25 protein-coding genes and 2 tRNA genes are annotated in these 26901 nt (G+C 28.7%); 19 read left to right on the forward strand and 8 right to left on the reverse strand.

Annotation, left to right across the window (positions count from 1 at the left end):
• The 10 genes from E6A48_RS01595 to E6A48_RS01640 all read left to right on the forward strand — a co-directional run.
• Positions 1-895 (forward strand): MBOAT family O-acyltransferase (locus E6A48_RS01595; RefSeq protein ID WP_219708248.1); only part of this gene is annotated, 895 nt, incomplete at its 5' end.
• An 11-nt stretch (positions 896-906) separates the two neighbouring features.
• Positions 907-1662, forward strand: a complete 756-nt coding sequence (locus tag E6A48_RS01600; RefSeq protein WP_219708249.1) for a class I SAM-dependent methyltransferase — start codon at positions 907-909, stop codon at positions 1660-1662.
• Positions 1663-1723: 61 nt separating this feature from the next.
• The gene (locus tag E6A48_RS01605) at positions 1724-3154 is read left to right on the forward strand and encodes an SGNH/GDSL hydrolase family protein (RefSeq protein ID WP_219708250.1); all 1431 of its coding nucleotides are present in this window, start codon (positions 1724-1726) and stop codon (positions 3152-3154) included.
• A gap of 107 nt (positions 3155-3261) precedes the next feature.
• Positions 3262-4239, forward strand: a complete 978-nt coding sequence (locus E6A48_RS01610; RefSeq protein WP_219708251.1) for a leucine-rich repeat domain-containing protein — start codon at positions 3262-3264, stop codon at positions 4237-4239.
• Positions 4240-4258: 19 nt separating this feature from the next.
• Positions 4259-5233 carry a leucine-rich repeat domain-containing protein gene (locus E6A48_RS01615; RefSeq protein ID WP_219708252.1) on the forward strand — a complete coding sequence of 325 codons (975 nt, stop codon included), beginning with the start codon at positions 4259-4261 and terminating at the stop codon, positions 5231-5233.
• Between the two features lie 18 nt (positions 5234-5251).
• A complete protein-coding gene (locus E6A48_RS01620; protein ID WP_219708253.1) occupies positions 5252-6124 on the forward strand; it encodes a leucine-rich repeat domain-containing protein in 873 nt (290 codons plus the stop codon).
• Between the two features lie 17 nt (positions 6125-6141).
• Entirely contained in the window at positions 6142-7107 is a 966-nt protein-coding gene (locus tag E6A48_RS01625) for a leucine-rich repeat domain-containing protein (RefSeq protein WP_219708254.1), read from the forward strand.
• A 15-nt stretch (positions 7108-7122) separates the two neighbouring features.
• Entirely contained in the window at positions 7123-8064 is a 942-nt protein-coding gene (locus E6A48_RS01630) for a leucine-rich repeat domain-containing protein (RefSeq protein WP_219708255.1), read from the forward strand.
• Between the two features lie 83 nt (positions 8065-8147).
• A complete protein-coding gene (locus E6A48_RS01635; RefSeq protein WP_219708256.1) occupies positions 8148-8882 on the forward strand; it encodes a lysophospholipid acyltransferase family protein in 735 nt (244 codons plus the stop codon).
• 100 nt (positions 8883-8982) lie between these two features.
• On the forward strand, positions 8983-10449 hold the full coding sequence (locus E6A48_RS01640) for a hypothetical protein (protein ID WP_219708257.1): 1467 nt from the start codon (positions 8983-8985) through the stop codon (positions 10447-10449).
• 90 nt (positions 10450-10539) lie between these two features.
• Here the strand turns inward: E6A48_RS01640 and E6A48_RS01645 are convergent, their stop codons facing one another.
• Entirely contained in the window at positions 10540-11739 is a 1200-nt protein-coding gene (locus tag E6A48_RS01645) for a phosphoglycerate kinase (protein ID WP_219708258.1), read from the reverse strand.
• A gap of 107 nt (positions 11740-11846) precedes the next feature.
• Entirely contained in the window at positions 11847-12890 is a 1044-nt protein-coding gene (gene gap, locus E6A48_RS01650) for a type I glyceraldehyde-3-phosphate dehydrogenase (protein WP_219708259.1), read from the reverse strand.
• A gap of 224 nt (positions 12891-13114) precedes the next feature.
• On the opposite strand from gap, the gene E6A48_RS01655 reads away from it, so the two are divergent.
• Positions 13115-13582 (forward strand): hypothetical protein, encoded by a 468-nt coding sequence (locus E6A48_RS01655; RefSeq protein WP_219708260.1) that lies wholly within the window; start codon positions 13115-13117, stop codon positions 13580-13582.
• Between the two features lie 61 nt (positions 13583-13643).
• Here the strand turns inward: E6A48_RS01655 and E6A48_RS01660 are convergent, their stop codons facing one another.
• The 6 genes from E6A48_RS01660 to E6A48_RS01685 form a co-directional block, all read right to left on the reverse strand.
• Complete coding sequence (locus E6A48_RS01660) at positions 13644-14561, reverse strand: alpha/beta hydrolase (protein ID WP_219708261.1); 918 nt, start codon at positions 14559-14561, stop codon at positions 13644-13646.
• Positions 14562-14582: 21 nt separating this feature from the next.
• Positions 14583-15323 carry a hypothetical protein gene (locus tag E6A48_RS01665; protein ID WP_219708262.1) on the reverse strand — a complete coding sequence of 247 codons (741 nt, stop codon included), beginning with the start codon at positions 15321-15323 and terminating at the stop codon, positions 14583-14585.
• A gap of 53 nt (positions 15324-15376) precedes the next feature.
• The gene (rsfS, locus tag E6A48_RS01670; RefSeq protein WP_219708263.1) at positions 15377-15766 is read right to left on the reverse strand and encodes a ribosome silencing factor; all 390 of its coding nucleotides are present in this window, start codon (positions 15764-15766) and stop codon (positions 15377-15379) included.
• Positions 15753-16970: an LCP family protein gene (locus E6A48_RS01675; protein ID WP_219708264.1), complete on the reverse strand. Its 1218-nt coding sequence runs from the start codon at positions 16968-16970 to the stop codon at positions 15753-15755. The genes rsfS and E6A48_RS01675 overlap by 14 nt, the downstream gene beginning before the upstream one ends.
• Before the next feature lie 55 nt (positions 16971-17025).
• A tRNA-Glu gene (locus E6A48_RS01680) sits at positions 17026-17099 on the reverse strand.
• Between the two features lie 35 nt (positions 17100-17134).
• Positions 17135-17207, reverse strand: a tRNA-Lys gene (locus E6A48_RS01685).
• 196 nt (positions 17208-17403) lie between these two features.
• Here E6A48_RS01685 and E6A48_RS01690 point away from each other — a divergent pair.
• The 8 genes from E6A48_RS01690 to E6A48_RS01725 all read left to right on the forward strand — a co-directional run bounded on the left by E6A48_RS01690 (position 17404) and on the right by E6A48_RS01725 (position 26872).
• Positions 17404-17772 (forward strand): methionine-R-sulfoxide reductase, encoded by a 369-nt coding sequence (locus tag E6A48_RS01690; RefSeq protein WP_219708265.1) that lies wholly within the window; start codon positions 17404-17406, stop codon positions 17770-17772.
• A 38-nt stretch (positions 17773-17810) separates the two neighbouring features.
• Entirely contained in the window at positions 17811-19409 is a 1599-nt protein-coding gene (locus tag E6A48_RS01695) for a potassium/proton antiporter (protein WP_219708266.1), read from the forward strand.
• Positions 19410-19524: 115 nt separating this feature from the next.
• Positions 19525-21156 carry a chaperonin GroEL gene (gene groL / locus E6A48_RS01700; protein ID WP_157147472.1) on the forward strand — a complete coding sequence of 544 codons (1632 nt, stop codon included), beginning with the start codon at positions 19525-19527 and terminating at the stop codon, positions 21154-21156.
• 109 nt (positions 21157-21265) lie between these two features.
• Positions 21266-21751, forward strand: a complete 486-nt coding sequence (locus tag E6A48_RS01705) for a GNAT family N-acetyltransferase (RefSeq protein WP_219708267.1) — start codon at positions 21266-21268, stop codon at positions 21749-21751.
• A 92-nt stretch (positions 21752-21843) separates the two neighbouring features.
• Entirely contained in the window at positions 21844-23334 is a 1491-nt protein-coding gene (locus tag E6A48_RS01710; protein WP_219708268.1) for an alpha-L-fucosidase, read from the forward strand.
• Between the two features lie 162 nt (positions 23335-23496).
• Entirely contained in the window at positions 23497-25026 is a 1530-nt protein-coding gene (rny, locus tag E6A48_RS01715) for a ribonuclease Y (RefSeq protein WP_219708269.1), read from the forward strand.
• A gap of 17 nt (positions 25027-25043) precedes the next feature.
• Complete coding sequence (locus E6A48_RS01720; protein WP_219708270.1) at positions 25044-25859, forward strand: TIGR00282 family metallophosphoesterase; 816 nt, start codon at positions 25044-25046, stop codon at positions 25857-25859.
• A 5-nt stretch (positions 25860-25864) separates the two neighbouring features.
• Positions 25865-26872, forward strand: a complete 1008-nt coding sequence (locus E6A48_RS01725) for a hypothetical protein (protein ID WP_219708271.1) — start codon at positions 25865-25867, stop codon at positions 26870-26872.
• Positions 26873-26901 lie beyond the last annotated feature (29 nt).

A 26901-nucleotide genomic window follows, 5' to 3' on the forward strand; every position in this document is an offset into this window, starting at 1 on the left:
TTTAATGCTTTTTGGTTATTTTCAAAAGATGGTGATAGCAGACAGAGCCTCTATATTAGTGGATACTGTATTTAACAGATATTATATTTATAATACAAGTGAATTATTATTATCAGCATTGCTTTTTGCTGTACAGATATACTGCGATTTTGCAAGTTATTCGCTCATAGCAATAGGAACTGCTAAAATTATGGGAATAGATTTAATGGAGAATTTCAACACTCCTTATTTTGCAAGAAGCATAAAAGAGTTTTGGGGCAGGTGGCATATATCGTTGTCTACTTGGTTTAGGGATTATCTATATATACCTTTGGGCGGAAACAGATGTTCAAAGTTTAGAAGAAGCATAAATATATTAATAACTTTTTTAGTAAGCGGACTTTGGCACGGGGCTAATTTTACTTTTATAGCTTGGGGTGCTATTCATGGTGTATGCTATTTAATAGAAGATATTACATCAAAATTCAAAAATAATATTTTAAATAAGCTTAATGTAAAAGTGAAAAGTTTTAGTTTTAAATTGCTTGAAGTGATTATTACATTTATAATAGTGGATTTGGCTTGGATATTTTTTAGAGCTGAAACTATACATGATGCTTTTTACTATATACAGAGAATGTTTACTAAAATAGATTTATGGCGTATATTTGACGGTTCATTATATAAGCTTGGTTTAGACCGTTTTGAAATGAATATACTTATAATATCTTTGGTGGTTTTGTTTTTAGTTGATTTAATAAAATATATAAAGAAAGAAACAATTTATATGTTTTTGAAGAATCAATGTTTATATTTTAGATGGGCAGCAATATTTTTCTTATTATTTTTTATAATAATATATGGAAAATATGGAGCGGGTTTTGACCCTAAGCAATTTATATATTTCCAATTTTAGGAATTATAAAAATGAGTGAAGTTAAAAAAAATTATTATGGCAGTCTTTGTACTGAAATGTATGAGATACTACATAAAAAAGCACCTGAAGATGAATTAAACTTTTATTTATCTTATGCTGAAAAAGGTAAAAAGATTTTAGAGCCTTTATGCGGAAGCGGACGATTTTTTATTCCATTTATAGAAAGAGGGTTTGACATAATAGGAATAGATATGTCTAATGAAATGCTGCAAAAACTAAAATTAAAATTTCCTGATGCAAAGACAATTCATACTGATATTATGAAATATTCTCCGAAAGAGAAATTTGATTATATATTTATTAGTTCAGGTTCAGTATCATTGTTTACAGATATTGATATTTGCAAACAAATCCTAACAAGAATAAAAAACTGGCTTTGTAAAACGGGTAAATTTGTTTTTGCAGTTGATACAATAAAAAATAGATGTATAGATGATAATGATTATAATATTGCTGTATCTGTCAAAACAAAAGAAAATTTTGAAATAGTGCTTAAATCAAAAAATTATTATGAAGAACAAACTCAAACTCAATTCTCGCCGTCAATTTATGAGATGTATAATAATGCTGAATTGATTCAAAGTGAGTTTATGGATTTTCAGACGCACCTTTATAAATATGGTGAAATGGAGAAGTATTTAAAAGAAGTTGGATTTACTCAAGTTAAAACATTTTCTTCTTTTGAAAAGGAAATTGCAGTTAATGATAAATGTGATATGTTTTTATTTGAATGTAGTTTTTTATAATTATTATAATGTAGTTGATTACTTGATAAATAATAAAAAAAATTAATAGGTTGTTTGTAAAATGATAAAAAACACTATAAAAATTATTTGCTTTATAGCTATATTTATTACATTGCTTTGGTTTTCAAGCAGAGCATTAAGATTTAAAAATGAGAATGGTATATATCAAGGCGACAGTTTTTATGAACAGAAAACCAATTCTATAGATGTAATATTTTTGGGAAGCAGTCATGTGCATTATAATGTTAATCCTGCCATACTTTATAATGAATATGGAATTGCGGCCTATAATTTCACCTCTGGAAGTCAGCCTATTTGGAGTACTTATCATTATTTAGTAGAAGTATTAAAATATCAGAAGCCTAAATTAATTGCATTAGAGTCTTATATTGTAGCGGCAAGCAGAACTAATGTTGTAGATTATCAGATAGTAGCAGCCACTTATGCATTAAAATGGTCAGAAAATAGAATAAACTCTCTCAAAATAACAGCAGCAGAAAGGTTTGATGAGTTTATTAACCCTATGTATAGATATCATAACAGATACAAAGATTTAAAACCAGAAGATTTTGTGCCTTATGCAAATAATTATAATCATTATAAATATTTTAAAGGCTATTCATTTCATAATAAAACATTTCCTGTAAAAAAGCCTAATATAAAAAATATTAAAGATAGTATGCCTTTGTTAGAGCAACAGGAAACTTATTACAGAAAAATATTGGAGTTAGCGAAAACAAATAATATCCCTATTGTTGTGATAGCTTCTCCTTTTCCTATGACTGATGATGAGGCAATGCATTTTAATAGAGTGGGGAAAATTGCAAAAGAGTATGATGTTCCTTTTATGAATTTCAATCATTATTATGATGATTATGATTTAGATTTTTGGAGGGATTATAATGACTCTGGGCATTTAAATTATAAGGGTGTTCAGAAATATACTTCTTTTTTGGGTAAATATTTAAAAGATAATTTTGATTTGCCAGATAGAAGAGGCGATACAAACTATTATACTTGGGAGAGAAATGCTTTATATGAGTATAATAAAGTTTATGATATGGGTTTAAGGGATATAGATAATATTTATGATTATATAGAAAAAATCACTAATCTTAATGATTATATTATAGTTATAAATATGCTTGGTGAGTATTCCACTAATGATAATGTTGTAAAGAGTTTGTATTCCAATTTTAATATAACAAATGAAATGTATACTAATAATGCTTCTTATGTTATAGATAAAAATAAGCTTGTATTTTCTTCAATGGGTGAAACTAATTATATTTATCATAAAGAGCTTAATAAGTATAATGATTTAGCGATTGACAGCGGAAACAGAATACTTATAAGCAGGAGCAATTTAAGAGAGACAACTAATGGTGTAAATATAGTAGTTTATGATAATATCACTTCTGAAGTAGTTGATTATTTTGATTTGCCTTATACTAATGATTCTATAGCAGAAACAATAGAAAGAGATTATTAAATTTTTTCAAAAAAACTACAACATTTTAAAAAATATATTGTTATATTATATATAATGTTATTCTAAGTAACATTATGTAAAGTTTGAGTAAATATGAGAGGTTATGCATGTATAAAAAAATTGTATTATTAGTGGTATTGTGTTTTTTATTTACAATTTCGTGTTCAAGTCCGAGTAATCCTAATAACGATAATAATGGAGATGGAGGCTCTACAGTACCACCGCCAATTACAACACCTACAGAAGAAGAATTGATTAAAAAATACGGTATAGATATAGGTCAGGCAGATGAAGAAATAAGCAAACAAATAGAGGCGAATTTAAAAGCCTATCATGATGAAATGGGTTCTTATAGAGTAATATTAACAGGAACTCCTAAAGATAGTTATAGTCAAAATAGCAATAAATCTTTATATATTTTAACTTTAGAAGCAGCATTAAAAGTTAGTTCTTCTATGAATATAGAGTTGGATATAAAAAATATTAATTTTCAAGATGGCTCTGTAAAAACCGGTATGTTCTCTGGAGAAGTTATTGAGAATTCGGAAAATGTAGTTATCAATTTTAGATTTCCAGAAAATAAGATAAAAACTATAGAAATGGACTCTTTTGATTGGGAGCATAATACGAAAGAAATAAGAATACCTGATTCTGTAATTACAATAGGTAATACAGCGTTTCAGTATTCAGCAAATATAGAAAAATTAATATTAGGCAATAGCATTGTATCAATAGGTGAGCAAGCTTTTATTGGTATAGAATATTTAAAAGAATTACTAATACCAGAATCTGTAACATCAATAGGAACTGGGGCATTTGCTCAAAGTGAATATGTAGAAAAAATAACTATACCTGCTTCTGTGAAGTCAATAGGAAGTATGGCATTTGTAAGCTGTCCTAGTTTGACAACAGTTGTTTACAATGGTACTTCTCCAGATACTATACAAAATAATGATGCTTTTTTATATTGTGATAAACTTTCAAGCTTAATAGTGCCTAATGCTCCTGAAACAACTACTGAAGCCCTTAAAAGTAAATGGCAAAACTTTTTGGGCGGTAAATTTACAGATGTAAGAAAAGAATAATAATTTTTTTGGAGAGTTTATGTATAAAAAAATTGTATTATTATTATGTTTTTTAATAGCAATTTCTTGTTCAAGCCCAAGCAGTCCGAATAGCGGAAGTGATGGAGATATAGTAAACGGAGGAGGCTCTGGAAGTGATGGTGGTAATTCTGGAAGCGGCGGCGATTCTGGAAATACGGGAGATGGAGGAAGTACAGATATACCTTGGACTGAAATAGCCCCGCCTTTGCCTGTTTTAGATGAAGAAGCAATAAAGTATGGAATAGACATTTCTCAAGAAGATACTGAAATATCTAAACAAATAGAAGAGAAATTGCAGGCATATTATAGTGATAAACAATCATATAAAGTAATATTTACAGGAACACCAAAAGCTGAATATATGCAGAAAAATTCTCTTACAAAGTTAGTAATAGAAGTTGCAGAAAGATTATATAAATTTAAAAGTATAAATATAGAAATAGATATTAGCAATATTTATTTTAATGAGAGAAAAATAAAATATAAAATGTTTCAAGGATATTCTGGTTCTGGTTATTATACGATAACTTTTAAATTTCCAGAAAATATTATAAGAATTATAGAAAGAAATGCTTTTTATCTTATTAACAATTTTTTAAAAGAAATAACAATACCAGATTCTGTTATTGGTATTGGAGCTGCCGCTTTTCAGACAGATTACAAACTTGAAAAAGTAACATTTGGTGCTGACAGTAAACTTGAATATATAGGGGATTATGCTTTTTCTTATTGTCCAATAAGTGAAATAACTATACCTGCATCTGTTAATTATTTAGGTACAAAACCATTTGGAGATTCTATAACTACTGTTACTTATTTGGGAACAAAGCCTGATGCTATAAAACATAATGGAGATGTATTTAAAGGTTATACTAGTATTCAAACTTTAATATTGCCAAATGTTCAAAATCCAAATTACGATGAATGGAAAAACTTTTTGGGCGGTAATTTTACTACAGTTAAACAAAGGTAATTTTATTTAGGATTAATAATGTATAAAAAAATTGTATTAATAATATTTTCTTTTTTATTTGTAATAGCTTGTTCAAATCCAAATAGTCCAAATACAAATCAAACAGGTGATACAAATAAAGTTGAAACTGTTACGCCTCCTGGTGAATTAGAAAAGTATGGAATAGATATTTCTCAAGATGATGATGTTATAGCTAGTCAATTAGAATCAAATTTAAAATTATATTTTGATGAAAAAGGAAGTTATAAGGTAATATTAAAAGGTATTCCAAAAGATTATGGTTTTAATTCTACAACGAAATCACTTGCATATTTAATTTTTAATGCTGCTAACACAGTTGGTGCTAATTCTGTAGATGTAGATATTAGTAATATTGATTTTAAAAATAATGCTGTAAGTAGTTTTATGTTTTTAGGAGGAGACCTTGTGAAAATACCTCTTAATTTTATATTTCCTATATATAAAATTAAAACTATAGATTCTTATGCATTTTTCTTGTTGTATGCTATAAAAGAAATAAATATACCTAATTCTGTAAATACAATAGGTGCTTATGCTTTTCAAAGTTGTTTAAATTTAGAAAAAATAACATTTGGAGATAATTTAGAAACTATAAGAGATGGAGCATTTATATATTGTCAATCATTAAAAGAGTTAACTATACCAGCATCAGTAAAATCTATTGGTAATAATGCATTTGATAGTGCATCCTCTTTAACTACTGTTACATATTTAGGTAAAACTCCAGATGATATAATAACTAAAGGAAGCGGTATATTTGATAATTGTACTAGTCTTACAACGTTAATAGTTCCTAATGCTACAAATCCTAATGATGAGAAATGGAAAACTTTTTTAGGAGGAAAATTCACTACAGTTAAACAGAAGTGATTTATTTTGGAGGATTTATGTATAAAAAAATTGTATTATTATTATCTTTTTTATTTGCAGTGTCATGTTCTAGCCCAAATAATCCAGATAGCGGAAATAATGTAGACATAGGAAACGGCGGAGATTCAGGACAAACTGGCGGCTCTACAGTAACGCCCCCCGTTTTAGATGAAGAAGCACAAAAGTATGGTATAGATATTTCACAAGATGATGCAGAAATATCTAAACAAATAGAAGAAAAATTGCAAGAATATTATAATGAAAAATCTTCATATAAAGTAATATTTAAAGGTGTTCCTAAAAATTATATGCTAAAAGTAAACTCTTCTCTTGCAGCTTTAACTATAAAAGTAGCAGAAAAAATTAATGCTGATAATATAACAATAGACACTAAAAATATTGATTTTCAAAACGGAACTATAACCGAAGGAATGTTTTCAAGCGGAGGAGTAAGCAAAAAAAGATTAAGCTTTGTATTTCCAGATGATAAAATAAAAACTATAGGACAACGTTCATTTTTAAATTTAGATAATGTAGATTCACTAACAATACCTAATTCTGTTGTATCAATAGAATATAGGGCTTTTCAGGGTATTTATTCATTAAAAACTCTTGTATTAGATAATAAGCTGCAAACTATAGGAGATTATGCTTTTGTATATTTACAATCATTAAGAGAATTAATAATACCAGATTCTGTAATATCAATAGGAGAAAGTGCTTTTGCTAATTTTCATTTAGAAAAACTAACTATTTCAGCATCTGTAAAAGAAATAAAATCCTCGGCTTTTAATACTTCTCGTAATTTAAAGACGCTTATTTATTTAGGTACTTCTCCTAATGATATAAATTATCAAAGTGATTCATTCTTGTATTGCGATAATCTTACAATTTTAATACTTCCAAATGTTCCTAATCCAGATTATAATACTTGGAAGAACTTCTTAGGATGTAATTTTACTGAAGTCAAACAACATGAATAAATTGAGGGTGTATATATGCTTAAAAATATTATATCAATAGTATTATGTTTTTTAGTTGTAGTTTCTTGTTCTAATCCTATTAGTGCGGAAAATAATAAACAAGAAGAAGATAATAATCAAAATATTATCCCTCCTGCTACAGAAGAAGAGATAAGAAAATATGGCGTAGATATTTCTCAAGATGATACTGCTATAACTAAACAAATAGAAGAAAACTTGAAATTATATTTTCAAGAAAAAGGCATATATAAAGTAATACTTAAAGGAACAGCAAAAAGCTCATATTCTCAGGATACTTCTCTTGCTTTTTTAGTTTACACAGTGGCTAAAAAACTTTATTTTAATAATATAATCATAGATATAAGCGGTATTGATTATAACGATAGCAGTATAAAAGGTTATATGTTTGCTGAAGGCATTGGTTCTCAAGAAGATGTAATATTTACTTTTGTATTTCCAGAAAATAAAATAACAGTTATAAAATCTTATGCTTTTCATATGTTATCTTCTTTGAGAGAACTAACAATGCCAAACTCTGTAACATCTATAGAAAAGGACGCTTTTTTGCAATGTACTAAATTGGAAAAATTAACATTAGGCAATTCTCTTAAAACAATAGGAGATAGTGCATTTCTTGGAGCGTCATCATTAAAAGAGCTAACAATACCAAACTCTGTAACTACTATAGAAGCTAGTGCTTTTGCAAATTCTGGATTAGTAACTTTAACTCTTCCAGCTTCTTTAACTACTATAGGAAATCTTTCATTTTCAGCATCATCATCTTTAACTACGCTCACTTATTTAGGAAAAACTCCAAATGATGTAACAACTGTAGGAAAAGATATATTTGTTGCTTGTACACAACTCAAAACTTTGAAAGTGCCTAATGCTTCAAATATTGATGATGAAAAATGGAAAACTTTTTTAGGCTGGGGTTTTCAAAGTGTTACAAGATGATGATTTTATATTTTGCATCAATAATACAAAAAATAATAATTTAGGCTATTGATAATTTTTTTATTTATATTAAACTCTTTGCTATGATTATATTTAGCTTATTTTATATTTTATTAAATGTACTTTTTACTATTATTTTATTTATAATAGCTTTGATTTTATTTATTTTAGTAAGACCTTTTAGTAAGAGTCTTTCAATAAAAATTACTCATAATATAGCAAAGCTCTGGGGAACTTTTTTAATGAAAAGTGCCTTTATCTCTTTTGATATTGAAGGCATAGAGAATTATGATTATAAAAAAACTTATCTAATTACTCCAAATCATCAAAGTGCTTTTGACATATTTTGTTGTTTTGCAATATTTAAGGGTATGTTTGCTTTTGTTTCTAAAGATACCTACGGCAAAGTACCTATGGTTGGTTTTGGTATGAGTGTGGCTAATTATATATTTGTAAAGAGGGGTACTATAGGGGCGGCAAAATCTATAGATGATATGGAAGATAGGCTAAAATCAAAAACTAGCATAATCATATATCCAGAGGGTACTAGAAGCAAAGACGGAGAGATTAAAAAACCAAAAAGAGGTATATTAAAAATTGCCGAGAGATGTGAAGATGTAGCTGTGCTTCCTGTTGTTATATATGGAACAAGAGATATTATGAAGGCTAGAAGTTTTGTGTTAAGACCATTTAAGAAAATAAAGATAAGATTTTTAAAACCTTTCTACTTCAAAGATATAGAAGGCGATGATAATGATAAATTAGATTATTGGTATAACATAATGACAAAAAATTATGATGAAATGAGAAATAAGTAAAATATTGTTATTCAAAAACTAAAGTCAACATATTTATTTAAAAAGTTTATATTGATTATAATAGAATAATATTATATAAAATATTAATGGAGAAATTATCATGAAGAGAATATTTTTATTAGTTACAATAATATCTTTAGTTATCATTCAATGCGGAAATAAAACAGATACTAATAATATAAACAAAAATGAATCTATAGAGTCAAACGAAACTATACCTGCAACAAAAATATTATCACAGTCAGATGCTGCATTTTTGGAGAAGGTAAAAAATAAAATAGTTATAAGCGGCAGAGCTAAATATACTTTCAAAGATAATGGTGATATAGAGTATGTATTTAATTCTGGAGATTACAGAGAAGATAAAAATTACATATTTGAATCTTCTTTAGACAGCACTAATGCTTATTATTATGAGCTTTATAATATACAAGATAGATACGAAAAAGGACCAAGTAATATTGCTACGAATTATAAAGGTTTTTCTGTAAAAGACGGCATTCTTTATGAAGATAATTATGTTGGATATGAAAGTGACCCTATTGAAACTATAATTACTAAATGGGAAAGAGAAAATTATTATTCTAATTATTATTACAGAGAAGTAAAAGAGAATCCTAACTTTGATAATTTTCCTTATGAGAATAAAGCTGATGTAACTTTTGATAAATATAATGAAAGACAGGAAGGCATATTAATAAATAAATCAGACTATAAAGCAGAAGAAGTAGGGGATATTAATAATTATAATTTTGACGGTATATATTCAAACAATAATGCTTCTATTGAGTTAAATAAAAATGATGATGAGAGTTTTTATTTATATGCCATTAATATAATAACAAATGAAAACGGACAAACAGTAACTAATATTCAAAGTACAGATACAAGTAAAATGATATTAGAAGAAAATCAATATGTTGAACCTTATTGTGCTATAGGTGCCAATACTTTAGATTATGAAGAGATTGTGGGGGCTGATGGTGGTTATATTATATCAATTCAGCCTATAAATGCTAATACTATTATGGTAACAGAGCCTAACGGAAGCTATGGATTTACTGGTATATATAAAAAATCTCCTGAGCAAATAGATTCTAACGATAAAAGCACTAAAGAGAAAGCATATTATAATGCTTGTAAATGGTATGCTCAAAATTATGATGATATTAATTCTGTTTTCAATAAAATAGTTGAGTTTAATTTTGAAAATGGCGGATATTATGAAGTTAATATGGGCAATGCTAATGATTATATATCTAAGTTTAGAGAGTCAGGATATTTTTCTGATAACTACATCAAGAGTTTAGAGAATAGTTTTGAGGAAATAAAAAATAATTTGGAAGAAAATAAGCAAAGCGACGGAGCTCCAGAAGGTATAGATGCTGACTGGTTTTTGGCAACTCAGGATATTGATTATTATCTTGATATTATAAATAATCAAATGAAACTTGATGATATAACAATTTATTCTGATGATGTTTTATGCATTAGTAATAATGATATGGGTAAGTTTTTAATTTTAGAAGTAAAACAATATGGCGATGAATGGCTAATTGAAAAATAAAAATTATTTTGATTAATTAAGAAATAATAAAAAAGCCTTTGATAATTAAAAAACTATCAGAGGCTTTTTATTTTATATTAAAAACAATTATTATTTATCTTGTAATACAGCGATACCAGGTAATTCTATTCCTTCAAGGAACTCTAAAGAAGCACCGCCTCCTGTAGATACGTGAGTCATCTTGTCAGCAACACCAGATTTATTAACAGCAGATACACTGTCGCCACCACCAATAATACTTACAGCTCCAGAATTAGCAATAAACTTAGCCACCTCAAAAGTACCCTTAGCAAAATTAGCCATTTCAAATACACCTAATGGTCCATTCCAAACAACTGTTTTAGCATTTTTAAGTATACCTTCAATTTCTGTTAAAGTTTTAGGTCCAACGTCCATACCCATCCAGCCAGCAGGTATAGCAGTAGAATCTACAACTTTTATAGTAGCATCATTGTCGAATTTATCAGCAATAACATTGTCAACAGGCAAATATAAAGTTTTGTTTAATTCTTTAGCCTTATCCATAATCTCTTTAGCTGTAGAAATATAATCATCTTCGCATAAAGAAGCACCTATTTCTAATCCTTTAGCCTTAAAGAAAGTATAAGCCATACCGCCTACAACAATTAAAGTATCAACTTTGTTGAGTAAGTTTTTAAGTACAGATATTTTAGAAGAAACTTTAGCCCCACCAATTATAGCAACAAAAGGACGAGCAGGGTTAGCAACAGCATCACCCAAATACTGTATCTCTTTCTCCATTAAGAAACCAGCAACAGCAGGCATTCCAGCTTTAGCAGATACTATACCAGCAGTAGAAGCATGTGCTCTGTGTGCTGTACCAAATGCATCATTAACATAAACATCAGCTAACTCAGCTAATTGTTTTGAAAATGCTGCATCATTTTTCTCTTCTTCAGCATGATATCTTAAGTTTTCAAGAAGTAATACATCTCCTGACTTTAATTCAGAAGCAAGTTTTTTTACTTCATCACCTATACAATCATTAGCAAAAATAACTTTATTGTTAGGGAGTTTAGTTTTTAAATAATCATAAACAGGTTTTAGAGAATATTTAGGATTAGCTTCGCCTTTTGGTCTTCCTAAATGGCTCATAAGTATAAGAGAAGCACCCTGAGAGAGAATATACTCAATAGTAGGCATAGCAGCATCTACTCTTGTAGTGTCTGTAATTTTAGAGCTAGTTTCTTTATCAAGAGGCACATTGAAGTCAACTCTCATTATGACTTTTTTGCCTTTAATATCTATATCTTTTACTGATTTTTTCATTTTTACATCCTTTTAATTTTTATACTTATTAAAAATTTAAAGGGTGCTATAATTTAATATTATGCACCCTTATTATAGCCTAATAAATTAATTATTATAACTTATTATTATTTTTTGTTGTACATATATAATAATAAATCAATTACTCTGTTAGAATAACCCCATTCATTATCATACCAAGAAACGATTTTGAAGAATCTTTTCTCACCTTTTAAGTTGTTTTGAACTGTAGCTAAAGAATCGTAAATAGAGCTTCTATTATCATGTATGAAATCGCTAGATACTAATTCTTCATTACAATAACCTAAAACACCTTTCATATAAGATTCAGAAGCTTTTTTCATTAAAGCATCGATTTCTTCAATAGAAGTATCTTTTTCACTTCTGAAAGTTAAGTCTACAACAGATACATCTGGAGTAGCAACTCTGAAACTCATACCTGTTAATTTACCTTTAGTAACTGGTAAAACTTCACCAACAGCTTTAGCAGCACCAGTAGTAGATGGTATAGTGTTCACAGCAGCAGCACGTCCACCTCTCCAGTCTTTTTTAGAAGGACCATCTACTGTTTTTTGAGTAGCTGTATAAGAGTGAATAGTAGTCATAAGACCTGTTTCTATACCGATACCTTCTTTAAGAAGTACATGTACTAGTGGAGCTAAACAGTTAGTAGTACAAGAAGCATTTGATACTACATGATGTTTAGAAGGGTCATATTCTTCATGGTTAACACCATAAACGAAAGTTCTTAAATCACCCTTACCAGGAGCAGATATAATAACTTTTTTAGCACCTGCAGCTATGTGACCTTCAGCTTTTTCTTTATCAGTGAAAAGACCAGTAGATTCGATTACATATTCAACACCTAAATCTTTCCAAGGAAGGTCTTTTAATTCTTTAGTAGCACCGATACATTTAATTTTGTTGCCGTTTACTACTAATACATCTTCGCCTTCAGTTGTTATATCAGCTTTCATTCTGCCATGAACTGAGTCATATTTTAATTGATAAGCAAAATATTTAGCATCAGTACTAACATCAACAACACCTACTACATCTATCTCTTTACCTAATAAACCACGTTCTACTAATGCCTGAAAAACTAGACGACCAATACGTCCAAAACCATTTATTGCTACTTTTACAGCCATAAAATTACTCCTTAATTAAAATAATATTCTATATACGAACATATAAAATCTATGCTATCATAAATAAAAATTTAAGTCAAGGATAATTTAATATTTTTAATTTTATCAAACATTATTTTATTTGTTTTATTTTCCGACATAGTTAAATTATATTATTTAGTAAAAAAATATAATTGAAATTTATTGTTTTAATTATATATTAAAAATGGTAGGGTTTTTTAGTAATGAATAAATTATTAATTATTTCATTATTGTTTGTTTTTATCATATCTTGTGAAAAAAATATAGTTTATGAAAGTAAACAATATACTGGTAATATGACAAATAATATATATACCAATGATATAGATGTTAGAAGCAGAAAATTTGATGCTATAGGTTTAATAAAAAAAAGTTCCTTTACAATGTATCCTGATATAAAAATAGAGGATTTAATAACGTCTTTTAATACTGTTGAATGGGAAGATTTTATAGCAGAAGATGATTATATGCGTTATGTAGATATTATAGGTACAATAGATACTAACAAATATATTTTTCAATTTAAAATACTTGACCATTATAATTGGGAGTTGTACGCTTTTGAAATGAATAATAAAGCCTATACTACAGATAGAGCTTCATATAGGCTATATTCTCTCTATACAAACCGTATTGTAGAAACTAATGCAGTAATAAATACTAATTTATAAATACTATAAAAACTTGTATGAATTTATTTAGTGTATAATTTCTATTAGCGGCAATGAAAAATCATAAATACTTAGCTATAAACTCTTTTATTTTTTTCCAATACAATGTTTCATTATGTTTTGCAGAACTTATATGATAAGCACCTTCTACGATTAATTTATCCTTTTTTGATGAGCAAGCATTATATAGCCTTTCCATCATCTCTAAAGGCACTAAATCATCTTCACTTCCATGAATAAATAATATAGGAGTTTTTGTTTTTGATACAGATTTTAGAGCATTAGTCTGTGAAAAGAAATATCCTATTCTTAATTTTGTTATTAATGATATTGTGGGTATAAATGGGAAATATGGTAGGTGATAGCTTATTTTTAGCCTGTTTCCAAGCTGTTCATTAGCATTAGTATATCCAGAGTCTTCTATTGCAAGTTTTACATTTGAAGGAATGTTTTGAGCTAAAGCAATCATTATAGATTCTGCCCCCATAGATATACCAAATAAAATAATATCAGCATTACTATTTATTGATAATATATATTTAATCCAAGCGAGAATATCTTCTTTTTCTAAATAACCCATACCATAAAAATTGCCTTCGCTTAATCCATGAGTTCTCAAATCTATAAGAAGAATATTATGACCCATATTAAAAAACTTCTCACCATAATACCTCATATTAGAGCCTTTACTCTCATATCCATGAACTATTATTGTGTAAATATTAGAGCTTTTATTTTCTATAAAATGAGCATGCACTTTCAAATTATCAGAAGTTTTTGTATATATATCTGCTTGAGATTTTTCAAACCATTCTTTTCTTTTTTCTTTTTCTAAAATCTCTTCTTCAGTTTCTTCTTTGCTATTTTTTTTGATTTCTAGTACTCTTTTTTTGCCTTTAATTAAAACTAGTTGTACGTAGTAATTTGATATTATAATAATAGCTAAAAGTAATATTATTAATATTATTATAAATATCATATTATTTTTTAATTAACGATTTTAATTGCCTATAGTAGTACCGAATTTCATTCCTACTTGAGCACCTATATCTAAAGAAGCTAGATTTCTGCTTTCAACAAGAACTTTTTCAGCCCCTCTTAAATCTATGCCAAAATCAGTACCAATATATGCCCCAACTAATAAAGCAACATTATCTTGAATATTAAAAGAATAATCAAAAGTAAGTTTAATATATGTCATTACCATATTTTTCATTACATCATCAATTTTTCCAACATCATAGTAACTAAAAGTTTTAGTGCTTGTATTTCCGCTAAAAAACTCTGCAGAATGTGTGAGGTATAAAGGTACTTTTACGCCAATACCAAGCCCAAAAGCAAAATTACTATAATGAAATTTAGGAAGTATGCCAATTTGCATATTTTCAAAAGTATAATATTCTCTTATATTTACATCTTCTTGAGTAGTTTCATCTTTATAAGAGCTTTTAAGCCCAAAAGAATCATGAGAATAACCTATATCTACAAGTAAACTAATTCCTTTCTCTTCATCAGTTACTAAATAACCAGCCTGAAAACTTATACCGGCATCAAATCCAACAGTTCCGCTATTTTTTCTGTAATTGTCTTTATAAGTTTGAGGAGCATCTTTAGAAAAATAAACATTATAAAAACTAAAACTAGCTCCAATAGGTATAGTAGCTCCTAATTGCCATCCGCTTTCTGCAAATGATAATTTAGCAAATATAAATAAAAAAGATAAAATAATAATTTTTTTCATAAAACTCTCCATAAAAATAATTTTAAATAACTTTAAAATTATTTTAATAAAATTTAATTCATTTCTATTTTTTTAGCCTCATGCCACAATTTATCCAAATCATAATACTCTCTTCCTTCTTGTGTAAACAAATGTATAACCAAAAAGCCATAATCTGTTAAATACCATAAAGAATCAGAATTATTATCATTTTCTGCATAAGGAGTAACGCCTTCTTCTTTTAGTTCTTTATAAACAGCATCAGAACCAGCCTTCATTTGCGGAGCAGAAGAAGCTGTTGCTATAATAAAAAAGTCCGAAAGGGTAGTAACACCATCTAAATCTAATATTACTATGTCTTCAAGTTTTTTATCATCTAAAGCTTTTGCAGCTTTTAGAGTTAGGTTTTTAGCCATTTCTCTGTCTATCATTTTTTTTGTTTTGTTTGAATCATTGAATTTCATAGTAATCATACCCCAAAATTAATACTGCATTATTTAAAAGCCTTCTGTCGGTTTTAGCATATATTCTGCTAATTCTACATTCATTGGCAACCATAAAAGACTTTTCTATCTCGCCGTTTCTTATAAGAACAATGCTATTATACACTTTAGCAGGAAAATTTCCATACTCACCAGCCGCAAATCCTCTATAACGCATTCTAATATTTATTCTATCTGCAAGCCCCGAAACATCAGTGCCATTTAAAATTATTAAACTAACATCTTCATTGTTTAATTCGCTTCTCTCTGTTTTTAATCCCACATATAAAGATAAATCTTCCATCTGTTTAACAAAAGCACTTCCTCCAAGTAATGGATTAAGTATTCCTTTATCATCAACTCTAGCATCAATATTTTGTACTATTAAGCTTTTTTCATTGCTGTTTGATATTATTTTTAATATAGCCTTAATATCCGGAGGTCTTAAGTTGCTTTTTATTTTTGAGTAAATAGCATTTCTCATATCTTTTCTAACTATCATAGATTTAAGCTCAGGACTTTGTATAAAACTAATCATTAAATTAATAATAACATCTTCAAGTCTATATAATGTTTCTATATCCTCATATTGTTTCATAGTAACATAATGTAAATATGATACTACCTTGTTACCATGAAATATCCATTCTCCAATATCAAAATTAATATTATAAGTACTGTCATTTTCTACATAATGAATAGGCTCTTCTACATACATCTTTACTCCGCCTATTAAATCTATTATGTCTGATATGCTGTTATTGTCTAGTGTGATTTTGTATGTTATTTTTTTATTGACTGTATTTTCTATAGCATTAAATACTGCAGAATCTCCGCCTTCTTTGTATAATTCTTTTAGAGGGATAGGGCTTTCTTTTTTATTTTTCCAAAGAGCTACATTTCTTGGAAGGCCTATTAATCCGATTCTATTATGTAAACTTGATAATGTACCTACATATGCACCATAAGGTTCATTATTTTCGTCTATAAATAATACAGAAAAATATAATTCTTCGTCTTTTTTTATTGCTGAATCAATTTTACTGTATAGAAAATAATATAAAATAAATGTTACGGCGATAATAATGAAAATAAATGAAGATATTAATATAATTACAGCTTTTTTATTGGCATTGCTTATGGTTTTTAGTGCTTTAGTATTATTATCGTTGTTTTTAATTTTCATAAAAATATTATAGCTATAAAAAAACCATATCATTTACAGATATGGCAAGTAGATGAACCGGTGACGGGTTTCGAACCCGCGAATGCAGGAATGAAAATCCTGTGTGTTAAACCTCTTCACCACACCGGCGTATATAAAGTAATTGTAGGTGTATAAAACCTATGTGAGCCAAGAAGGGTTCGAACCTTCGACAACCGCCTTAAAAGGGCGATGCTCTACCGACTGAGCTATTGGCCCGTTTTTTTATTTATCAATTTAATGTTTAGGTATATTACTATATTATTTTATTTTTGTCAAGTATTAAAAAATATTTTTTGTATAAATTTAATTATTATTTATTTTTGAAATATAAAAAAATGATAAAAGTGTAGTTTTATTTAAAGTTTTAGTATACAATTTTTTAGAATTATTATATTATTATTGAGGTTTTTTTATGGATTTAAGAAAATTAACAGAAGAAGAAAGAAATGTTATAATATTTAAGGGTACTGAATATCCTTTTACAGGCGAATATAATGACTTTTTTGAGGAGGGCGTTTATTGCTGCAAACAATGCGGTGCTGAATTATACCGCTCTGAAGATAAGTTTAAATCACAATGCGGATGGCCTTCATTTGATGATGAAATAAAAGGAGCTATAAGAAGGTCATTAGATGAAGACGGCTATAGAATAGAAATTACATGTAATAACTGCGGTGCACATTTGGGACATGTGTTTCAAGGTGAGCATTTAACAGATAAAAATATAAGGCACTGTGTAAACTCTATTTCATTAATATTTAAACCTAAAGAAAATAAATAAAATTAATTAAAAAATAATAAGGACTATAATACTTTAATATGAATACAGCTATATTAATATCATCTTTAATAATTATAATTTGTATAGTAGCTAGTAAAATATCCATGAAAGTGGGAGTGCCTTCGCTTTTGCTTTTTTTAGTTTTGGGAATGCTCTTTGGTTCTGACGGAATTTTAAAAATAGAGTTTGATAATTATGTTGTGGCAGAGCAGATATGTACTATTACTTTAATATTTATAATGTTTTACGGAGGCTTTGGTACTAATTGGAAAGTTGCTAAACCGGTGGCTAAAAAAGCATTTTTACTATCATTTGTCGGTACTTTTATTACTTCAATGGTTACAGGAGTATTGTGTTATTTTGTATTAAAGTTTGAATTATTTGAGAGTTTTTTAATAGCTTCGGTTATTGGTTCTACTGATGCTGCTTCTGTGTTTTCTATACTTCGTTCAAAGAATTTAAACTTAAAAGACGGGCTTGCTTCACTTTTAGAGCTTGAAAGCGGAAGTAATGACCCTATGTCTTATATGCTTACAGTTATATTTTTAGGGCTTATTGGAAAAACATTAAATAGTCCTCTTTCAATAGTTTATATGGTATTTGCTCAGATAGTATTTGCTGTAATAGTGGCTGCTTTAATATCTTTTATGGCTTATAATGTTTTAAGAAAATTCAAGTTTCCAGTAAGCGGTCTTGATACTATATTTGTGCTTGCTGTTGCTTTGCTTTCTTATTCTTTATCTTCTATAGTGGGAGGCAATGGATATTTAGCAGTTTATTTGGTTGGTATAGTTCTTGGAAACAGCAGTATTAAAAATAAAGTAGCTTTAGTTAATTTCTTTGACGGTGTTACTGGGCTTATGCAGATGGTGCTATTTTTCTTGCTAGGGCTTCTTTCTTTCCCTTCAAGAATATCTAATGTAGCTCCTACTGCTATATTTGTAGCATTGTTTATAACATTTGTGTCTAGACCTATAGCGGTATTAGCAATATTAACTCCTTTTAGGGTATCATTAAAAAAACAGCTTTTAATCATGTGGGCTGGACTTAGAGGAGCTGCTTCTATTGTTTTTGCTATATTTGTTATAGTAAATGGAGAAGCTATTAGTTATGATATATTTCATATTGTATTTTTCTTAGCAATTATATCTGTATCTTTTCAGGGTACTTTGCTTCCTGTTATTGCTAAAAAACTTGGACTTGTTGATTCTGCAGAAAATGTATTAAAAACTTTTAACGACTATGTAGATGATGATGATATGGAGCTTATACAAGTTAATATCACTAAAAATCATCATTGGGTTGGCAGAGAAATTAAAGATATAGAGCTTCCAGAAAACTCAATCATTATAACAATAGAGAGGGGAGATGAGACAATTATTCCAAATGGAAGTACTGTTATAAATAGCGGCGATACAATTATACTTAATGCTAAAAGAACAAAATATTATGATATCACATTAAAAGAAATAAATATTAATATAAATCACCCTTGGAAAAACAAAGAATTAAAAGATTTAAAATTGCCGAAGGATAATTTAATAGTGATGATAAAAAGAGACGGAGGCACTATTATACCGCGTGGAAACACTATGATAAAATATAGAGATGTTTTACTTATGAGAAATAATGATTAGATTAATGTAATATTATAAAATGAATACTTGAAAAAAAATATATTGATTGTATAATATTTTCAATAAAAATAAGAAAATAATTAAAAATTAAAATATTTGTAAGGAGAAAAAATTTATGGCAGCAAAACAGTTGTTATTTGATGAAGAAGCTAGACGCTCCCTTATGCGTGGAGTAGATGCTTTAGCTAATGCAGTAAAAGTAACTTTAGGACCACGCGGACGTAATGTTGTAATAGACAAAAAATTTGGTCCTCCTACTATAATAAATGATGGTGTTACTATCGCTAAAGAAATAGAATTAGAAGACCCATTTGAAAATATGGGTGCTCAAATAGTTAAAGAAGTAGCTACTAAAACTAATGATGTTGCTGGTGATGGTACTACTACAGCTACAGTTTTAGCTCAAGCTATGGTTAAAGAAGGTTTAAAAAACGTAACTAGCGGTGCTAATCCTATGCTTATTAAAAGAGGTATAGAAAAAGCAGTTAGCGAAATAGTTGCTCATATTAAATCTGAAGCTAAACAAATTAAAGGTAAAGAAGAGATTGCTCAAGTTGCTACAATTTCTGCAAACAACGATAAAGAAATAGGTGCTTTAATAAGCGATGCTATGGAAAAAGTTGGTAAAGAAGGTGTTATCACTGTTGAAGAGGCTAAATCATTAGAAACTAGCCTTTCATTAGTTGAAGGTATGCAATTTGACAGAGGTTATATTTCTCCATATTTCGTAACTAATGGAGACAGTATGACTGCTGAATTAGAAGATGCTTTAGTTCTTATTTATGACAAAAAAATATCTAACATGAAAGAACTTCTTCCTGTACTTGAAAAAATTGCTCAAACTGGAAAACCTTTTATTATTATTGCTGAAGATATAGAATCTGAAGCTTTAGCTACTTTAGTATTAAACAAAATGAGAGGAGTATTAAATGTATGTGCAGTTAAAGCTCCTGGTTTTGGCGACAGAAGAAAAGCTATGCTTGAAGATATTGCTATATTAACAGGCGGACAAGTTATCAGTGAAGATTTAGGTATGAAGCTTGAAAATACTGGTTTAGAGCATCTTGGTAAAGCTAAGAAAATCACTGTTGATAAAGAAAACACTACTATAGTTGAAGGTGCTGGTAAAAAAGGTGATGTTCAAGCTAGAGTAGTTACTATTAAAAAACAAATAGAAGAAACTGACAGCGATTATGACAGAGAAAAATTACAAGAGAGATTAGCTAAACTTTCTGGCGGTGTTGCTGTTATTAATATTGGTGCTGCTACTGAAGTAGAAATGAAAGAGAAAAAAGCTAGAGTAGAAGATGCTTTATCTGCAACTCGTGCTGCTGTTGAGGAAGGAGTTATTCCTGGCGGTGGTATCACTTACTTACATGCTCAATCTAAACTTGATGCTATTAAATTAGAAAATCCTGATGAGCAAGTTGGTGTTAATATAGTTAAAAGAGCTATAGAAGAGCCTATAAGAATGATAGCACAAAATGCTGGTTTAGACGGTTCTGTTGTTGCTATTGAGGCTAAAAAACAAAAAGGCAATATGGGTTTCAATGCTCTTACTAATGAGTGGGTTGATATGTTAAAAGCTGGTATTATTGACCCTGCTAAAGTATCTAGAAGTGCTTTACAAAATGCTGCTTCTATTGCTTCTCAAGTATTAACTGCTGAAGTTATTATTACTGATATACCTGAACCTGAAAAACCAATGCCTCCAATGCCTGGTGGTGGAATGGGTGGTATGTATTAATAATTACCATTAGCTTAAAAAATAATTTTTTTAATATAAAAGCCTTAGCGATTATTTGTTAATCGCTTGGGCTTTATTTTTATATGGAGTGTTTTTGGAGTATTTTTTTATGAAAGATAAAGTGTTTAGCATAAGATTTGCCACTATAGATGATGTTTCTACTATATTAAAGTTTATTAAGGAATTAGCTTCTTATGAAAAGCTTGAAAATGAGGTTGTTGCTACTGAGGATATATTAAAAGAATGGATATTTGAAAAGAAGAAAGCTGAAGTTTTGATTGCTTTAGAAAATGATGTTCCTATTGGGTATGCTTTATTTTTTCACAATTTTTCTACTTTTTTAGGTAAGGCTGGTATATATTTAGAGGATTTATATATTAGAGAGAGTTTTAGAGGGTTGGGTTATGGAAAAAGATTATTAAAAGAGCTTGCTAAGATTGCTGTTGAGAGAGGGTGTGAAAGGCTTGATTGGCAATGTTTGGATTGGAACAAGAGCAGTATTGATTTTTATTTGTCTATTAATGCTGTTAAAATGGAAGATTGGTATACTTATAGATTAAGTCATGATAATTTAAAAGAGTTCTCTGAAAAATAATAATTTTTATATTTAACTATTAAAATATCATTGACTTTTATAATCTATTTTATATATTTAATAAAGGTTAATGTTTTTTATTTGGATTTTTTGTGAAGTTTAAATTAATTATTTTTCTAGTTGTTTTATCTTTTTTGTCATTTTCTTGCGGCACAAAAAAGATTTTATCTTCATTTGAGATTAGAGATGAACTAGGAAATTATTATATAAAAAAAGTAGAGTTTCCAGCATCTGCTACAATAGAAGAAAAAGTAGAGATGGCTTCAAGGGTTATACCTACAACGAATCAATATAATTGGCAAAAATTAGAACTCACTGCTTTTATACATTTTGGTATAAATACTTTTACAGGTAAAGAATGGGGTACAGGAAAAGAGAGTCCTAGTCAATTTAATCCTACAGCTTTAGATGTTGATCAGTGGGTGAGGGTATTAAAAGATGCTGGGTTTAAGCTTATAATACTTACAGCAAAGCATCATGATGGTTTTTGTTTATGGCCAACTAAAACAACTAGTCATTCTGTAGCAAGTTCTCCATATAAGAGTGGCAAAGGAGATATTGTAAAAGAGTTTAGCGATGCTTGTAAAAAATATGGTGTTAAAATGGGGCTTTATCTTTCGCCTTGGGATATGAATGCCTCTTCTTATGGTAGTGGAGAAGCATATAATGATTTTTATGTTGCACAGCTTACAGAACTTGTTACTGGTTATGGAGAATTAACAGAGCTTTGGCTTGATGGAGCTAAAGACCCTAATGCTCCTAATCAAACTTATGATTTTGAGAGGTATTTAGAGGTATTAAAAAAGTATCAGCCTAATGCTGTTAGTGCTGTAATGGGTGAAGATGTTAGATGGGTTGGCAATGAACAAGGCTATGGAAGAGAGACAGAATGGGGTGTTCAAGGCTATAAACCTAATTCTTACAAAGATTCTGAAAGTTATAATGCTTCACTTGGTCTTGTTTTAACAGGAAAAGATCTTGGAAGTAGAGATATATTAAAAAAAGTAAATTCTGTTTATTGGTATCCTTCTGAAGTTGATGTTTCTATTAGACCTGGTTGGTTTTATCATGATACTGAAAGTCCTAAAGGTTTAGATAAATTAATAGATATTTATTATAAGTCTGTTGGATATAATTCCGTTTTGCTTTTAAATGTACCGCCAGACAAAAGAGGTCAATTTGATAGCAAAGATATATCTGTTCTTGGTCAGTTTGGTAATTATATAAAAACTACTTTTGCTAATGGACTGCTTAAAAATGTAACTAATACTTGGGTTAATGCTAAAATTGGAGATTCTAAAGAGTATTCATTAAAAACTCCTTCTGCAATTAACGTTTTACTTATTCAAGAAAATATTATGAAAGGTCAGAGAGTAGAAAAGTTTAGTGTTGAAGTTTATAGCTCTGGTCAATGGGATAAAATCACAGTTAATAGCAAAGAGCCTAATTTAACTACTATAGGTTATAAAAGACTTGTGAAATTTGATACTATTCAAAATGCTGAGAAGATACGAATAACTTTAGAAGAAGCAAGAACCAATGCTAATATATCTCAGGTTAATGTTTATTATTCTTCTAAATAAATACCTTATGCCAATATGTAATAATAATAATTTTTTCAATTTTGTGTAAAATAAATATGTTATTGTAAAAGATAATATTGACTTTATACTGAAATTATGTTATTTTATAATTGTATAGATAGAAGATTAGAATAAAGTATAAAAAATAAATGAGGTGAAGGTATGAATGTAGTTATAATAATCACCTCTGTTGTAGTTGCGTTTGTTTTTGGATATATAACCCGCTGGGTAATAGCTAAAATTAATCTTAATTCAGCGGAGATAATAAGACAAAATATGCTTCGCGATGCTAAAGAGCAAGCTGAAAATGAAAGAAAAAATATAATTTCAGAGGCTAATTTAGAATTACAAAAAGAGCGTAATAGATTAGAAAATGAAAATAAAGACAGAAGATCAGAAATTCAAAAATTAGAGAATAGAGTACTACAACGAGAGGCGAATTTAGACAAAAAAACTCAGTATTTGGAAAATAAAGAACATAATATTGAGAATAAATTAAAGAAAATTAAAGAGCAAGAAGAAAAATTAGATGCTCTTCTTGAAGAAGAGAAAAAAGAGCTTGAAAAAATAGCAGGCTTTACTCGTGAAGAGGCTAAAAATGCTCTAATGATAGAAATAGAAGAAGATGCCAAAAAAGCTGCTTCAAAAATAGTAGATAATATAGAAAAAAATGCTATAGAAGCAGGTGAGAGAAAAGCTAGAGAGATAATTGTTCAAACTATACAAAGAATATCTAGCGATGTAACTCAAGAATCTTCTGTTACTTCTGTTTCTTTGCCTAGTGAAGAGATGAAAGGAAGAATTATAGGCAGAGAGGGAAGAAATATCAGAATGCTTGAAACACTCACTGGAGTTGATATTATTATAGATGATACTCCTGAGGCTGTTGTTATATCTTGTTTTGACCCTGTAAGAAAACATATTGCTAAAGTTTCATTAGAAAAGCTCATATTAGATGGACGTATTCACCCTGCAAGAATAGAAGAGATTGTTGAAAAGACAAGGAGAGAAGTAGAAGATTCTATTATGACAGCAGGAGAAAATGCTATTGCAGATTTAAATCTTACTACTATGCATCATGAACTTATTAGACATATGGGCAGACTTCAATATAGAACTAGCTATGGACAGAATATGCTTCTTCATAGTAAGGAAGTTGCTAATATTGCTGGTATGATTGCAGCAGAAATTGGTGCAAATGTTGAAATGGCTAAGAGAAGTGCGTTTTTGCATGATGTTGGAAAGGCTATAGAGATTGAAGGTGAAGGCTCTCATGCTATGAGCGGGGCTGATTTGGCTAAAAGATGCGGAGAGAGAGAAGAGGTTGTTAATGCTATAAGGGCTCATCATAATGATGTAGAAACCCAAACTGTTGAGGCTGTTATAGTGAAGGCGGCCGATGCTATTAGTGCTGCTCGTCCGGGTGCTAGAATGGAATCTTTTGAAAATTATATTAAAAGACTTGATGATTTGGAAAAGATTGCTGATAGTGTTGAGGGTGTTGAGAAATCTTTCGCTATACAGGCTGGAAGAGAGCTTAGAGTGATGACTAAGAGTGATGTGGTTGATGATGTTAAGGCTAAACAGATTGCAAGAGATATTGCTAAGAGAATAGAAGACGAACTTAAATATCCAGGTATTATTAGAGTTACTGTTATTAGAGAAACTAGGGCAGTTGAAGTTGCTAGATAATAATAAAGGTTTATTTTATGGCTATTAAAAATATATTATGTCTTGGCGATATTATTGGGGTTACGGGAAGATATGCTGTAAGAAGGCATTTGGAAGAGATTAAATTAGAACATAATATAGATTTTGTTATAGCGAATGGAGAAAATGCGGCTAATGGGGTTGGTATCACTAGAGATACTGCCGCAGAGCTGTTTAGTTCTGGTATAGATGTACTTACTACTGGAAATCATGTATGGAATAATAGAGATGTGTTTGCATTGATTGGTAATGAGAACAGACTTCTTCGTCCATACAATTATCCTAATGAATCTCCTGGCCTCGGTTATTATATATATGACTGTGATGATTGTAAAATAGGTGTTCTTAACCTCATGGGCAGAACTTTTTTAGACCCTTTGGATTGTCCTTTCAAAAAAGCTAATATTGCCATTAAACATCTAAAAGAAAAAACTAATGTTATATTTATAGATTTTCATGCCGAGGCTACTGCTGAAAAAATTGCTTTTTCTTATTATCTTGAAGGGCAAGTAAGTTGTATTTTTGGTACTCATACACATGTTCAAACTGCTGATGAAAAGATAATTTCTTCTCATACTGCTTATATATCTGATATTGGTATGTGTGGAAGCTATGATTCTGTTATTGGTATGAAAAAAGAAGCTGCTATTGCAAGATTTGTTAGTAAAATACCTCATAGATTTGAAGTTGAAACTACTAACCCTATGATTAATGGTATAATAGTACAAGTAGATACTCAAACAGGAAAAGCTTCTTCTATTAAAAGAATTAATATAGTATATAATAATGATCAAGTTGAAAGACTTGAGAAGTAAATATTATGCCTAATACTAAATTGTTTTTCAGACATTTTTTTATTTTTTATATAAAAGTAGCTTTAATACATACATTAACTTATTTTATTTTTGGATTATTATTTTCAAATATTTTCGATTATTCTACAATTTATAGTTATAATGTTGTTAATAATTTTATGAGAGGTTTTGATTCGCCTTTAATATTATTAGGACCTTTTTTACAACCTATAAGAGCTATATTTATTACTATTGCTTTATACCCTATAAGAAATATTATAGCTACTAAATTGGGTTTTTTGAAGTTATGGATAATATTAGTGTTCATTGGCATTATAGCAACACCAGCAGCAGCTCCTTCATCTTTGGAAGGTATAATATATACTCAGCTTCCTCTTGAATATCATCTTATATCACTTCCAGAGCTTTTATTACAAACATTAACTTTTTCTATTTTGCTATGGGCTTTTGAATTATTACCAAATAAAAATGAAAATTTTTCTAATAGATTATTCTTATTAAAAATAATTTTCTCTCTATTTTTTTCTTTATTTGGAATGTTTTTAATTGCTGTTTCTGGACTAATTATAATAAACTTTTTAGAAATTGATTATATGAATATCAAATTGGATAAAGAAACCATTTCATATTTAACTGCTATATTGATATTGACTATAATAGTTTCTTATTGTTTTGCAAATAAAGTTGCTAAAAATAAAATATGGCTTTTACTTATTATTCCTTTAATTTTTATTATATATTTAGTTTTGCCTTATTTTTATAATTACTTTTTTAACACAGCATACAATACAAAAATTGCTTTAATTCCATATGCATCAAGTTCTGTTTTAATGTCTTTTATCTATTATGTTTTATTTGGCTTGTTTTATGGACATATAGTAAAAAATAAAAATATTAAAAATGATGATAAAACTTTAGAAATTAAAAACATTGAAACTACTGAAGAAACTAAAAACAATGAAGATACAAACAACATTTTATTAGATGATCAAAATAAAGATGATAATCAATAATTCTATTTTTATTAAGACATATTATAATT

It is taken from the genome of Brachyspira pilosicoli, from assembly GCF_019402445.1.
Taxonomy (GTDB): domain Bacteria; phylum Spirochaetota; class Brachyspiria; order Brachyspirales; family Brachyspiraceae; genus Brachyspira; species Brachyspira pilosicoli_B.